Raw genomic sequence first — 12,653 nt, 5'->3', positions numbered from 1 at the left:
CGGGGAGCGAGGTCAGCAGCGGCTCACCCACGGGTCGCCTCCGGACGCGGTGCCGGTGCCGCGCTCAGCGTGCCGAGGTCGAGACCGGCCAGCACCAGCCGCGCGGCCGCGAGGTCGAGACCGACGACCGGGTCCACCACGGCGTCGACCGGCACAGCCCGGCGACCTCCGGGCGGCGCCGGCTCGTCGACGTCGTCCAGCAGGTGCAGCAGCCGGTCGTAGGCGTCGCCCACGGCACCTTCCGGGAGCCCGAGACGGCGGACGTCGTCGGCGGTCAGCGGGCCCAGCCCTCGCAACGACCAGCGCAGCATCCGGGAGCGGCGCACCCGTCGCCGCAGCCGCGCCAGCCCGGGAGAGGCAGTCGGGTGGTCGGCGGCGGCGGTCGGGCGGTCGACGGCGGGGCGGGCGTCGCCGGTCGGCGGTACGTCGCGGATCCGCCGTGCGCGCTCGGCGGGCGTCGTCCCAGCCGGCGAGCGCCAGCACGGGACACTACCCGGTCCAGCGCCCGGGTCCGCGGGTCGGCCGCATCCCCGCCCTCGCATTCCGCACCGAGGAGCTCCGCGCGGGCGCCGGTGAGGACGTCACCCTGGAGGGAGCAGTGGAGCACCAGACCTGCCGGCCAGTGCGGCAGCACCGGGCCGAGCCGGACCGCCAGGACGTCCATCTCCAGCCCGTCCCGGTCCTCGCCGCCCTCCGCCAGGGGGATGCCGTCGGGGGACATCTCCATGTCGTGGCCGCCGTGGTCCGCGTGATTTCCGTGGTCCTCGTCCCCGCTGGGTTCGTCCGAACCCTCGTTCGCGCCGTAGTCGGCGTGGTCGGAGTGGCCCTCGTGCCCGCTGGGTTCGTCCGAACCCTCCTTCGCGCCGTGGTCGGCGTGGTCGGAGTGGCCCTCGTGCCCGCTGGGCTCGTCCTCCGCCTCCCGGCTGGCCAGCAGGTTCGGTGCCCCGGGGCGGTCGCGGGCGTCGCGCCGGTGGTGGTCGTCGTCGAGTAGCCCCGCGTGCGCGCCGGGGAGGGCGTCTGTCAGCTCGGAGCGGTTAAGCACGACGATCCGTACCCGGGGGCCCGGCAGCTGCTCCCACACGAGGTCCACCGCCTCGGCCAGCCGGGGCCCCGGGGTCCCGCACACCACGAGCACGTCCGCGTCCGCCGGCGAGCACGCGAGCCGCCACCCCCGCTCGAGCACAGCCCGCTCGGTCGCCATGCGGAGCCCGTCCCACCCGGGCACCTCGACGACGAGGACGTGCGCGTGCCGGGCCGCTGACCGAGCCAGGACCTCCCTCAGACCCACCGGAACGCCCCCTCGCGCCAGGCCCAGACGACCGCGACGAGCAGGGCCCCGAGGAAAAGGAACATCTCGACCACGGCGGACCACCCGACCTGGGCCACGACGACGGCCCAGGGGTACATGAACAGCATCTCGACGTCGAAGGCGAGGAAGACGAGCGACGCGAGGTACCACCGCACGTGGTAGCGGGACAAGGCGTGCTGCTGGGGGACCCAGCCGGACTCGAACGGCAGCGTGTGCAGCGGGTCGGCGGCCACCGCGGTGGCCCGGTGCAGCGCGAACATCCCCGCCAACGCCACCAGGCAACTGATGGCCACGCCTATGAGACCCAGATACATGAACTTCCCTAGAAGCCGTTCGAAGGTGTTCTTGTGTCGTCCGTCTGCCGCGGTCCTGCCGCATCGACACTGCCCGACAGATGGACATCACCAGACCTGAGTGGGTCACGTGCGGCTGTCGCAGACCGAAGAGGGGGCGTCCACCCTTCGGTCGGACGGCGACGGTCATAGCGCCGGGCGCGCCTCATGCCTTCTGCCCCGGCGGATGAGGCCGAGACCGGCCGCAGACCCGGGCAAGGTCTCGGCCTCCTTGGGAGAACGGCTCAGCGCCTGCCACTGACGGCGTAGTCGCCGGCAGCGGACAGGGCGGTACGGACGCGCTCGGTGCCAAGTGCCTCTGTGCTCGCGACCCGGACCGAAGACTCGCCTCCCGGGACAACGTCCACCCGGACTGCTGAGACCTCATCCAGTGCCTCCAACTCCTCGGTGACCGAGGTAGCGCAGTGATGACAGGTCAGTCCGGTCACGAGGTAGGTGGTCTGCACCAGCGCTAGTGATCTCTCGGCCGACCCGGTCGCGCTCCCTGCCTCGGTGGCGCAGCAGTCGCACGATGTCGCTTCAGCGGTGGTGGGCCGCTCGCCGACCTGTGTCGACTGTGTCCGAGATGTACACATGAGGTCATCCTCCGTCGGGGTGAGGGTGATGGTTCTGCTCGTGGCGTGCTGCAAAGTCGTGTGGCGCCGATGATACCCTAACGTGGTATGGGTTCGGACAGAACTGGCTGCACACGTGGTCCGCGGACGCCCGCTCTTAAGTCTCACGTGGAGACCGCCATCAGAACACTCTCGAGAACGACAAAGAAGCACCTCGGGACCGCGAAGTCGGCCACGATCGCTTTAGCTGCATCGTTGGTGCTGTCGGCCTGCTCCTCTGACATCACGCCTGCCTCTGAGCAGTCAGGTGCCTCTGGCGGAACGGCGGGCCAGAAAGCCGGGGTCCTGGATCAACCCATCACCCACATCCACGGAGTCGCGCGCGACCCCATCACGCAGAGTGTCGTCATGGCCACCCACGAGGGCGCGTTCGAGCGCCGCGACGGCGGCTGGTACGGACGGGGGGACGTCGTGGACCTCATGGGTTTCGCCATCGCTCCGGACGGCACGTGGTTCGCCTCCGGTCACCCAGGATTCGACACCGACCTGCCCCAGCCCGTCGGTCTCATCGCCTCGACAGACCGGGGCCAGACATGGCAGACGTTGTCGCGAGGGGGCGAGAGCGACTTCCAGGTGCTGGCGGTAGGACCTGCGGGCGTTCTGGGCTTCGACGGAACGCTACGCGCCAGCGCAGACGGCACCCGTTGGGACGAAGCGTCGATCCCGGCGCCACCCGTGGATCTTGCCGTGAACAGAGCCACCGGTGCCGTGCTCGCCACCACCGAGCAAGGTCTGCTGCAATCCACCGATGACCTCGCGACCTGGGCCCCGCTAGATCCTCCGGAGAGCGTCGTGCTCGTCGACTGGGTGGACGAGGAGACCATCGTCGCGACGACGGCGGCGAACAGGGTGCTCCTCAGCCATGACGCGGGGCAGTCTTGGGAGGCTGGTTCGCCGCTCTCGGTGGAAGTGCAGGCCCTCGGTGCGCACCTCCTCCCCAGCGGCAAGACGGAGATCCTTGTCGCGACCCAGAACGGTTTGCTGAAGAGCCTCGACTTCGGATCCACATTCGTGCAAGTGCCGTAATTGGGGTAGCGCGTCCCGTTGAGCCTACCTCCGGACGTCAGTGTTCCTGGTCGGGTCGGTGGTGTCCCCGCCGCTGCGGCGCAGGGTGCGGGCCCTGTCCCGGTCCTCCAGCTCCTTCTCCTCGTTCGTGCGGATCTTGGCGTCGTCTCGCGGGGGCAGCTGGACATCCTCCTCGGCCTCGATGCCGGCGATGAGCTGGCGGGACCGCTCGAGCTCGGCGTCGACCTCTGCACCGAGCCGCAGCGCGAGGTTGCTGATCCACAGGTAGAGCAGGAAGTCATCACCCCGGAGGGCGAGCCATAGGTGGCCGCTACCACAATGGATAGGCGCTGCCAGCGGCATGGCGTTGAAGTACCGACCGCCTGCTCGAGGGGAGGCGTGGGTGGCACAGCGGCCACGAGGAGCCAAGACGGGCCTCTCCTGATGCACGTATGATGCACGACACCGTCGAAACGCCTCTGTTTTGGGGATGTGCGCTGGTCAGCGCGCTATGGCTGTGAGTCTTGTAAACAGGTGGTTGAGGGTTCGAGTCCCTTCGCCAGCTCTGAAATCGCTTATAACCGCAGGCGATCTGAGATCTGCCGTCTCCATTTCAGTCTGCTGTTCAGAAAACAGGTAAGTCGGCCTGCGCAGAGCCACTGACCTGCGGTTTTGTGGTGCAGGGCAGGTTGAGGGTGCTGTGGTCATCCGAGTCACTGATGCACGTATGCTGCGCGCTCGACGGGTGGGGAGCAGGTGTGATTGCTCCGCTCGGCGCCCAGCTGCGGCGGTTGGGCGCGCTGCGCATCCGTCAGCATCACAGTTCCGCCGGCATCTGCAGCAGCCCCGTCGCGTTCAGCCACTCAAGTGCTTTCGGGTCCAGAGTGCGTGGCGCGTGTTCGGTCAGAGGGTCGCCAGGAGATATGACAGGACGAAGCCGGCTGCGGTCGCGAGGGCCACCGTGGGACCTCCTTCTTCGTATGCTTCGGGCATCAGCGTGTCAGCCAAGGAGGCGAGGACCGCGCCGGCGGCGAAGGCGAGGGGCAAGGAGATGGTCTCGGGTGTGGCGCTGGCCAGCGGACCCGCACCCAGGACGACAGCGGCCGTGAGCAACAACGCACAGATGGTCCAGGTCACCAGGACGAAGGTATGAACCGTCCCGGGTTTGGTGGAGGGTCTTGATCTCTACGGGAGAGTGGAGTCATGCCTGCACCGAGGAAATACAGCGACGAGCTGCGTGAGCGTGCGATCCGCGCGGTGAACGAGACGATCCGGGAGAGTCCGGGGTTGCCGGTGAAGCGTGCTTGCGCCCAGGTGGGTGAGCAGCTGGGCATCCCGGGTGCCACGTTGCGGAACTGGTTCCGCGGGCCCGCACCGGCGGCCGGGTCGACTGCGACCGCGACCGATCCACAGGAGCGGCTGGTGCAGCTGGAGAAGGAGAACCGGGAGTTGCGCCGGGCGAACGCGATCCTGCGGTCGGCCTCAGCTTTTTTCGCGGCGGAGCTCGACCGCCCCACGAGTCGTTGATCGCCTACATCGACGAGCACAAGGAGTCCTTCGGGGTCGAGCCGATCTGCACGGTCCTGTCCGAGGCCGGCGCGAAGATCGCCCCGAGCACCTACTACGCAGCCACGTCGCGTGCCCCCTCGAACCGGGCACTGGCCGACGCGGCCCTCGATGAGCGGATCCAGTCGACCAACGACGCGAACTACGAGGTGTACGGGGTGAAGAAGATGTGGAAGGTGCTCAACCGGCAACAGGTCCTGGACGAGCACGGGAACCCCACCGGGCGCACCTATCCACCGGTGGCGCGGTGCACCGTGGCCAGGCGGATGAAGGCCCTGGGCCTGGTCGGCGCGGTCGCCGGCGACCACAAGGCGCCCCGGACCACGGTGCCGGCCAAGGACGGCCACCCGGCCGACCAGCTCAACCGGGACTTCACCGCCGCGGCACCGGATGACCGGTGGGTGGCCGACATCACCTACGTGCCGACCTGGGCCGGGTTCGTCTACGTCGCGTTCGTGATGGACCTGTTCTCCCGCCGGATCGTCGGCTGGCGCGTGGCTGCCTCGCTGCACACCGACCTGGCCCTGGACGCCCTGGAGCACGCGATCTGGCAGCGCCACCGCGACGGACGGGACCTGACCGGCCTGGTCCACCACGCCGACCGCGGCGTGCAATACCGAGCCATCCGGTACACCGAGCGCCTCGAAGAACTCGGCATCGTCGCCTCCGTCGGATCCAAGGGCGACAGCTACGACAATGCCGCCGCCGAGGCGCTCAACCGCGTCTTCAAGACCGAACTCATCCGACGGCGCGGCCCCTGGAAAACGCTCGAGCACGTCGAGCTCGAAGTCCTTCGGTGGGTCGACTGGTACAACACGACCCGCCCGCACTCATGGTGCGACTACCTCGCACCCGCAGCGTACGAACACGACCACTACGCTGCCCCCAACCCTTCGACGGCGACCGCCGACGAAGCACACACGACTCTCCACTGAACCCGGGGCGGTTCAGTATGTGTTCGCCCTTGGGCGCGCATGGAGGCGCTGCCCACGAGGGCCTCTGGGAAGTTCGATACGAAGATCGCACCGAGCAGCGCCAGGCCACCTGTCCCTTCGCCCAGGGACACGCCCAGAGCGACATTCTCGGGTACGCCGTCGAGGGTGACCGCGGCGAGCAGCGCCATCCCGGCAGCCCCTTTCACTGAGGGTGCCGCGGCACGTTGTCCTTCCGTGGCAGCTTGCTTGTCCAGCTTGTCGCTGCCGCGGTCGGTGTCATCACCCGTTCCGGCGGCGGCGGCCCAGTCCAGCCACGCGCTGAGGAGGGTGAAGACCACCGCCCCCACGATCAGGCCTAGTCCGGCTCGCCACAGGCCGCCCTGCTCGTGCGCGTCCTCGAAGAGCTCGAACGCCAGCGCCGTGATGAGCGCCCCGGAGGCGAAGGCCAGCATCGCGGCCAGCACCCGCTTGGGGATCTGGAACCGTCCCCCGACCACGGCACCCAGCACGAGCGCGCTGGACCCGAGCAGACCGAAAGTCACTGCCTGCGTCACGACTCACGTCCTCCCCTCCCTTGCGCTACCTCACCTGAGCACGGATATCAGCGGGTCTGGTCGGGGTCGGTGGTGTCCCCGCCGCTGCGGCGCAGCGCGCGGGCCTTGTCCTGGTCCGCCTGCTCCTTCTCCTCGCTCGCGACGATCTTTGCGTCGTCGCGGGGAGGCAGCTGGATGTCCTCCTCGGCCTCGATGCCGGCGATGAGCTGGCGTGAGCGCTCCAGCTCGGCGTCGACCTCCGCCCCGAGCAGCAGCGCGAGGTTGGTGATCCACAGGTAGAGCAGGAAGATGATCACCCCGGCGAACGAGCCGTAGGTCGCGCCGTAGCTGGAGAAGTTGGCGATGTAGAAGCCGAACGCGACCGAGATGAGGACCCAGACCAGGATCGCGAACGCGGCCCCGATGCTCAGCCACCGGAACTTCGGCTGCTTCACGTTAGGCGTGCTGTAGTACAGCAGCGCCACGAGCAGCATGACCAGGACCAGCACGACTGGCCACTTGGCGACCTGCCACACGGTGACCACGGTCGACCCCAGGCCGATCGCCTCGCCGAGCGCCGTCGCCACCGGACCGGACACGATGAGCATGAGGGCGATGAGCACCACCATGAGCACCATGACCAGGGTGATCAGGAGCATGACCGGGCGCAGCTTCCACACCGGCCGACCCTCCTCGATCTCATAGACCCGGTTCATCGCCCGGCTGAACGCGGTGACGTAGCCCGAGGCCGACCACAGCGCGGTCGCCAGACCGATGACCAGGGCGAGCCCGGCACCCGGGGAGGTGGCCAACGACTGCACCACCGGCTCGAGGGTCGAGGACCCGGACTCGCCCAGCACGCTGCTCAGCACGGGCATCACCGCGCTGACCACCTGCTGGCTCTGCCCGACCAGCCCCAGCAGCGAGAAGATCGCGATGAGCGCCGGGAAGATGGCCAACACGGCGTAGTAGGTCAGCGCGGCCGCGAGGTCGGTGCACTCATCGTCCAGGAACTCCCGGAACGCCTTGACCGCGGTGTACTTCCACGCCGGCCCGGTCATCTCCGCGGGCGTGTCCGGCTTGTCCTCCCGCTCGGGCTCCGGGGCGTCCGCCTGCGCGGCCCTGCGTTCTGCTGCCCTGGAGCTCACCGCCGCACCCGCCGGGCGACCCCGATGATCAGCACCACTGCGGCCACGGCACCGAGCGCGGGGGCCAGCACGCTGAGCACGTCCCGGTGGTCATCACTGTTCAACCTGGTCTTAACCTCACCCAGCCCGGCGTCGGCGCGGGTCTTGATCGACTGGACCTTGTCCCGGGCTTGCTTCTTCACGTCCAGGCGTTCGGTGAGCTCGTCGACGGTGTCGCCGAGCTCCTGCCGGTGCCGGGCGATGTCGGCCTCGATCTGTGCCGGGTCGCTGCTGGCCTCGTCCTGGGTGTTGTCGCTGTCGGGGTTCTCATGCGGTGTGGCGCTCATGACTGGGCTGCCCCTTGACCTGCTCGATGTCCTGCTTGACGTTGTCCACGGCACGTTCGGGCGCGGCCGGGGTGGCCTCCTGCACGCGCTTCTTGCCCACCAGCGACACCACCGCCGCCGCCGCGAACAGCAGCAGTGTCACGATGCCGGCGGCGGCCCACGGGGGCAGCACCAGGGCGAGGGCCAGGATGGCCGTCGTGATCAGGGCGGCGATGCCGAAGAAGGCGAGCAGGCCACCGGCGCCGAACATGCCGATGCCCACGCCCGCGTCCTTGGCTTTGGCGCTCAGCTCAGCCTGCGCCAGGCGCATCTCGTCCCGGATGAGGGTGCTCGTCTGCTCGCTCATCCGCGCGATGAGCTCGCCCGTGGACGCATGATCGGTGTCCGGAGTGAATCGCTCAGCCACGAGGCCCCTCCTGCTCATCACCCGCAAGGGCGGTGTCGGTGTCGACCTCCCACGGGTCATCCGTGCTGTCCCGGTCGCCGTCCTGGGCGTTGCTCAGCCGGCCCTTGGCCTGCTCGGTCACCCTCCCGGCCTGCTGCTTGGCCTTGTCCGCCTGCTCCTGAACCTTGGGGTGCCCCCACAGCTCCTGAGCCTTGGCGCTGAGCTGCTCGTACCTCTCCCGGCCCGCCCTGGCGCCCAGGACGTACCCGGCCCCGAAGGCGGTCGCCATCATGATCTTGCTCATCGTCTGCTCCTGACTGCAGAGGGGGTGTCGCGCGGACCCCGGACTGGGGCCGCGTCGCCTTGCTGTGGTGCCCAGCATGCGAATACAGTGTAAACGTACGGCGTCATCGGAAGCCGTGCAAGCGTGGCCTCGGGGGTCCGGGCCAAGACCAGGAAGTGGTGAGTTCTAGTGGGCGACAAGATGTGGAGTCTGGCGACGACGGCGGCGGCGATCGGTGGTGGGGTGATGGCCAAGAACGTCATCGAGACCACGTGGAAGTTCGTCACCGGTAGCAACTCCCCGAGCAACCCTGAGGACCCGGAGGTGGACTGGGGTGAGGCCATGGCTTTCGCGCTGGTCTCGGGGGCGATCGTGCAGCTGGTGCGGGTCAGCATCAACCACAAGTCCACGCAGGCGTTCGCCAAGCGCAAGGGCCGCCTGCCCGAGTCAGTCGCGAGTTGACCGCGACGGGGACGACGAGCCGACACGCGGGGCGTGTGTCAGGGTGGACTTCCAGGAGGCGTGCTGATGAGCCCAGAGGAGCCGGACGAGGCGCGGTCCACGCGGCCGCCACGCCTCAGCCGTCAGCGCATTGTCGAAGCTGGCCTGGCCAGTATCGAGGCTCATGGTGTGGACCAGATGACCATGCGCAGCCTGGGCCGCGACCTCGGGGTTGAGGCGATGGCCCTGTACCGGTACGTCTCCGGGCGAGAGGATCTGCTGGAGGCGGTCGTGGAAAGCCTCCTGGACGGGCTCATCGAGCGTGTGGAGGCCGCGCAGACCACCAGCTGGCAGGAATACCTGCAGCACGTCGCGCACGAGATCCGCCAGATGGCCCTGGCCAACCCCACGGCGTTCCCCCTGGTGGTCTCGCGGCACCCAGCGGCGCCCTGGCTGCGACCGCCCTTGCGCGACATCGCCATGGTCGAGCACCTCCTGGCCACCCTGTGCGAGCGAGGCTTCAGCGACGACCAAGCGGTGGACACCTACAAGGCCTTCACCAGCTTCCTCGTCGGGTCCCTGCTCTTGGAGGTTTCCACCCAGGTCGAGAATGTTGCCGCCGTGGACGAACCGATGAACGAGGGCAGCGCCGACATCCCAGAGCAAGACACGAGGGAAGATGTCGACCTCGGGCAGGCGCCGCACGTGGTGCGGATGCGCGACCGCCTCAGCCAGGACCACAGCGAGGCCGAGTTCGAGACCGGCCTCGAGAGCCTGCTCAACCGCATCGAGAACACCGTCTCGCGCTAGCCCCGGTCCGGCTGGGGTGCCCGCGATGGGCGCATCGGGCCACCCGCGGGTCAGGCGGCCGTCTGTACGCCCTGAACCCACCTCGATGCCTCGGGTCTTTACCACCGCCGAGGTTGGGGTCTAACCTGTCGATGTTTACAGCGTAAACAGTTCGTTGATTCGGCTGTGCCAGGCAAGGGTAGGAGGGCTGATGGTCGTCGCGTGCAGTGAGTTCGTCCCATCAGTCCGGCCGGCGCGTCCGCGGGTCGCGGTCGTGACGGTGGTCCGAGGCGAGCATCGGGCGCTGTTGGCCCAGGTCGACGGACTGTCCGCGAGCACGTGGCCCCCCGACGTGCATGTCACCCTCGCGGTCGCGGATCGAGAGCTGAACCGCAACAAGCTGCCGATACGGTCCGACCGGTGGGAGACCTTCATCGTCTCCGGCAGGGACCTGCGACGAGCTCCCAGGGCTGTCTTCCGGTCCTCGGTGATGCATGCCTGCGACGTGGCAATGAACGCTGGTGCTGAAGTGCTCGTGTTCGTCGATGTCCGGTGCCTGCCAGGCCGGCCCGACGACGGGACCGGCGATGCCGTGGGCCGAGTCGTTCGCTGTCCGGGCCGGCGACTGGGCGGTCGTGCGCAAGGCGTGGGCCGCCAGGAGGTCACTGGCCCACGAGCAGCCCCCTGCGAGCGGATCGCGGTGGCAGGGTCCTAGGCCGCCGCCAACCGCCATGCGGTGGTTCACGTCGTCCTCGAGCCGAGCGGTGGCACGGTGCCCGTCTGGGTTGCGGGGTCATCGTCGAGACGCTTACGTTTATGGTGTAAACGGACGGTGCATCAGGGCACCGGCCACCATCACAGGAGGTCCCCGGCATGATGAACGAGGAACAGATCCAGTCCCTGCACAACGACGGCGTGGTCGTCGACCAGGATGGTGAGAAGGTCGGCAAGGTCGGCCAGGTCTACCTGGAGGACTCGACCGGTGAGCCCGCATGGGTGACGGTCAAGACCGGGCTCTTCGGCACCTCGGAGTCCTTCGTGCCCCTGCAGGGTGCCACCGTGCAGGACCAGGAGGTCCGGGTGCCGTACACCAAGGACCAGGTCAAGGACGCCCCCCGGGTCGAGGAAGACGGTCACATCTCCGTGGAGGAAGAGCGCGAGCTGTTCTCCTACTACGGCGGCCGGGACGGCCAGAAGAACGCGAACAACGGCGCACCAGCCACCCGCGACCAGGAAGACACCCGCACCGGCACCACCAGTCGAACCGACACCGGAACGGGCATGACCGACAGGACGGATACCGCCGCAGGCGCCGACGGCACTGGGCGCGGCACCTACGACACCGACTCGGACGCCAGCATGGTCCGCTCCGAGGAGCAGCTGAACGTCGGCACCGAGAAGGTCACCACCGGCAAGGCCCGCCTGCGCAAGTATGTCGTCACCGAGCACGTCACCAAGACCGTCCCCGTCCAGCGTGAGGAGGTCCGCATCGAACGCGAGCCTCTCGACAAGCAGGACCGGGACCGCCTGTCCGGGGCCGACCTCGCCGAGGACGAGCAGGAAGTCACCCTCACCGAGGACCAGGTCGTCGTCGACAAGGAGACCGTTCCCGTCGAAGAGGTCCGTCTCGACACCGACACCGTCACCGAGGAGCAGCAGGTCAGCGACGAGGTCCGCAAGGAGCAGATCGACACCGACCTGCCCGACCAGCACCGCAACCACTGACCCACACCCCACCCGCGTCGGCCCTATCCCACTCGGGGTGGGGCTGACGCGTGCGTTCCTGGGCATGAGGCGGCACACCGCCGGGCCGCCCTGATGCTCTCACCAGGCTCATTCGCGGATGGGCGGATTGAGAACTGCACGTTCGAGGTCAGGTCGTCCAGGACAGCAGAACCAGCTGCGCTTCCGGACATGAAGTAGGCAATCCGCGGCTGCATCACCGAGTCCAGAAGCACGCCGGGCTGCCTGTCCCGTTATGCAGAGGTTCTCGACGGAGTCACCGACCGCGAGGAGGTCGTCGTCACGCGCGCCGGCCACGAGCCGGTCGTCATCGTCTCGCTGGCGGACTACGAGTCGTTGCGCGAGACGGCATACCTCATGCGCTCACCCGCCAACGCCCGACGGCTGCTCGACGCCATGGAGCGCCTCGAGGCTGGCGGTGGGCAGACGCACGAGCTGATCGAGGCGGACTGACCGGGGTGCTGCTGGTCTGGGACGAGCACGCCTGGGAGGACTACCTCTGGTGGCAGTCGCAGGACCACAAAGTCCTCAAACGCATCAACCTGCTCCTGAAGGACATCCAGCGCAACGGCCATGCGGAGATCGGCAAACCCGAAGCGCTCAAGCACGACGTCGCCGACTACTGGTCACGGCGGATCACCGACGAGCACCGACTCATCTACAAGATCGCCGCGCACGAGATCCGCATCGCCGCCTGCCGCTACCACTACGGATAGGCGCTACCAGCGGCACGACGTTGATGTACCGACCGCCTGCTCGAGGGGGACGACCTCTGGGTGGCATAGCGGCCACGAGGAGCCAAGACGGTCCTCTCCTGATGCACGTATGATGCACGACACCGTCGAAACGCCTCTATTTGGACGATGTGCGCAGGTCAGCGCGCTATGGCTGGGAGTCTTGTCAAGAGGCGGTTGAGGGTTCGCGCCCCTTCGCCAGCTCTGAGATCGCCTGTGTCGCAGGCGATTTGGGCTTTGAGGTCTCTACCTCGGTCTTCGGTTCGAAAAACAGGTGAGCCCGGCAGTCGGGCATCTCTGAGCTGCGATTTCGTGACCCAGTACAGTGCGAGGGTGCTGCCCCATTTTAGTTAACGATGCACGTATGCTGCACGCGCGACGGGGCGAGGGCAGGGGCTCGAGCCTGCAGTGGCGACACCGCACATCTTTTCATTAGCTTACAGGTCGACATGCGGGTGTCACCGGCCCGTGCAGTGGTCCCCAACTTCC

At 68.2% G+C, this 12,653-nt stretch carries 18 protein-coding genes and 1 other annotated feature; of the genes, 7 read left to right on the top strand and 11 right to left on the bottom strand.

Going from position 1 to position 12,653, the window contains the following annotated elements:
- Positions 1-23: 23 nt before the first annotated feature.
- From FU792_RS17385 to FU792_RS18090, 4 genes are all read right to left on the bottom strand, one after another.
- Entirely contained in the window at positions 24-296 is a 273-nt protein-coding gene (locus FU792_RS17385; protein WP_202980380.1) for a hypothetical protein, read from the bottom strand.
- Positions 275-1,288 carry an ICP22 family protein gene (locus tag FU792_RS17185; RefSeq protein ID WP_202980379.1) on the bottom strand — a complete coding sequence of 338 codons (1,014 nt, stop codon included), beginning with the start codon at positions 1,286-1,288 and terminating at the stop codon, positions 275-277. Before FU792_RS17185 ends, FU792_RS17385 begins: the two co-directional genes overlap by 22 nt.
- Positions 1,279-1,623: an NADH-quinone oxidoreductase subunit A gene (locus FU792_RS13025; protein ID WP_022926303.1), complete on the bottom strand. Its 345-nt coding sequence runs from the start codon at positions 1,621-1,623 to the stop codon at positions 1,279-1,281. Before FU792_RS13025 ends, FU792_RS17185 begins: the two co-directional genes overlap by 10 nt.
- Before the next feature lie 263 nt (positions 1,624-1,886).
- Positions 1,887-2,237, bottom strand: coding sequence for a heavy-metal-associated domain-containing protein (locus FU792_RS18090; protein ID WP_084485263.1), 351 nt, complete (start codon positions 2,235-2,237; stop codon positions 1,887-1,889).
- Positions 2,238-2,384: 147 nt separating this feature from the next.
- Between FU792_RS18090 and FU792_RS13015 the strand changes: the two genes are divergently transcribed.
- Complete coding sequence (locus tag FU792_RS13015; RefSeq protein ID WP_022926305.1) at positions 2,385-3,302, top strand: F510_1955 family glycosylhydrolase; 918 nt, start codon at positions 2,385-2,387, stop codon at positions 3,300-3,302.
- Between the two features lie 24 nt (positions 3,303-3,326).
- Here FU792_RS13015 and FU792_RS13010 read toward each other — a convergent pair whose 3' ends face one another.
- Positions 3,327-3,644: a hypothetical protein gene (locus tag FU792_RS13010; protein ID WP_028131271.1), complete on the bottom strand. Its 318-nt coding sequence runs from the start codon at positions 3,642-3,644 to the stop codon at positions 3,327-3,329.
- A gap of 540 nt (positions 3,645-4,184) precedes the next feature.
- The gene (locus tag FU792_RS13005) at positions 4,185-4,418 is read right to left on the bottom strand and encodes a ZIP family metal transporter (protein ID WP_022926306.1); all 234 of its coding nucleotides are present in this window, start codon (positions 4,416-4,418) and stop codon (positions 4,185-4,187) included.
- Between the two features lie 66 nt (positions 4,419-4,484).
- Between FU792_RS13005 and FU792_RS13000 the strand changes: the two genes are divergently transcribed.
- Positions 4,485-5,782 (top strand): IS3 family transposase gene (locus FU792_RS13000; protein ID WP_420329326.1). Its coding sequence is split into 2 segments (ribosomal slippage): positions 4,485-4,773 and positions 4,773-5,782, totalling 1,299 coding nucleotides; the frame shifts between segments, so codons are not numbered across the junction.
- Positions 4,766-4,894 (top strand) — a sequence feature (AL1L pseudoknot). (Overlaps the previous gene by 129 nt.)
- Here the strand turns inward: FU792_RS13000 and FU792_RS12995 are convergent.
- From FU792_RS12995 to FU792_RS12975, 5 genes are read right to left on the bottom strand one after another with little or no spacing between them, the layout of a single operon-like run.
- Positions 5,722-6,336 (bottom strand): ZIP family metal transporter, encoded by a 615-nt coding sequence (locus FU792_RS12995; RefSeq protein WP_022925106.1) that lies wholly within the window; start codon positions 6,334-6,336, stop codon positions 5,722-5,724. The two genes, FU792_RS13000 and FU792_RS12995, sit on opposite strands and share 61 nt — an antisense overlap.
- Positions 6,337-6,383: 47 nt before the next feature.
- Positions 6,384-7,463, bottom strand: coding sequence for a YihY/virulence factor BrkB family protein (locus tag FU792_RS12990; RefSeq protein ID WP_022925107.1), 1,080 nt, complete (start codon positions 7,461-7,463; stop codon positions 6,384-6,386).
- Positions 7,460-7,789: a DUF3618 domain-containing protein gene (locus tag FU792_RS12985; protein ID WP_022925108.1), complete on the bottom strand. Its 330-nt coding sequence runs from the start codon at positions 7,787-7,789 to the stop codon at positions 7,460-7,462. Before FU792_RS12985 ends, FU792_RS12990 begins: the two co-directional genes overlap by 4 nt.
- On the bottom strand, positions 7,770-8,213 hold the full coding sequence (locus tag FU792_RS12980; protein WP_168714909.1) for a phage holin family protein: 444 nt from the start codon (positions 8,211-8,213) through the stop codon (positions 7,770-7,772). Before FU792_RS12980 ends, FU792_RS12985 begins: the two co-directional genes overlap by 20 nt.
- Positions 8,188-8,478, bottom strand: coding sequence for a hypothetical protein (locus FU792_RS12975; RefSeq protein ID WP_022925110.1), 291 nt, complete (start codon positions 8,476-8,478; stop codon positions 8,188-8,190). The genes FU792_RS12980 and FU792_RS12975 overlap by 26 nt, the downstream gene beginning before the upstream one ends.
- A gap of 180 nt (positions 8,479-8,658) precedes the next feature.
- Between FU792_RS12975 and FU792_RS12970 the strand changes: the two genes are divergently transcribed.
- The 5 genes from FU792_RS12970 to FU792_RS12950 all read left to right on the top strand — a co-directional run bounded on the left by FU792_RS12970 (position 8,659) and on the right by FU792_RS12950 (position 12,146).
- Positions 8,659-8,919: a DUF4235 domain-containing protein gene (locus FU792_RS12970; RefSeq protein WP_237141367.1), complete on the top strand. Its 261-nt coding sequence runs from the start codon at positions 8,659-8,661 to the stop codon at positions 8,917-8,919.
- Positions 8,920-8,985: 66 nt separating this feature from the next.
- Complete coding sequence (locus tag FU792_RS12965) at positions 8,986-9,708, top strand: TetR/AcrR family transcriptional regulator (RefSeq protein ID WP_028131031.1); 723 nt, start codon at positions 8,986-8,988, stop codon at positions 9,706-9,708.
- Positions 9,709-10,560: 852 nt separating this feature from the next.
- A complete protein-coding gene (locus tag FU792_RS12960; RefSeq protein ID WP_022925113.1) occupies positions 10,561-11,412 on the top strand; it encodes a DUF2382 domain-containing protein in 852 nt (283 codons plus the stop codon).
- A gap of 201 nt (positions 11,413-11,613) precedes the next feature.
- The gene (locus FU792_RS12955; RefSeq protein ID WP_420329312.1) at positions 11,614-11,883 is read left to right on the top strand and encodes a type II toxin-antitoxin system Phd/YefM family antitoxin; all 270 of its coding nucleotides are present in this window, start codon (positions 11,614-11,616) and stop codon (positions 11,881-11,883) included.
- A gap of 5 nt (positions 11,884-11,888) precedes the next feature.
- Positions 11,889-12,146 carry a Txe/YoeB family addiction module toxin gene (locus tag FU792_RS12950; RefSeq protein WP_022925115.1) on the top strand — a complete coding sequence of 86 codons (258 nt, stop codon included), beginning with the start codon at positions 11,889-11,891 and terminating at the stop codon, positions 12,144-12,146.
- Positions 12,147-12,653 lie beyond the last annotated feature (507 nt).

Origin of the sequence: Serinicoccus marinus DSM 15273 (genome assembly GCF_008386315.1) — a bacterium.
GTDB classification, from domain to species: domain Bacteria; phylum Actinomycetota; class Actinomycetes; order Actinomycetales; family Dermatophilaceae; genus Ornithinicoccus; species Ornithinicoccus marinus.
The sequence above is the reverse complement of the archived record's forward strand: the minus strand, read 5'-3'. Positions and strand labels throughout refer to the sequence as shown.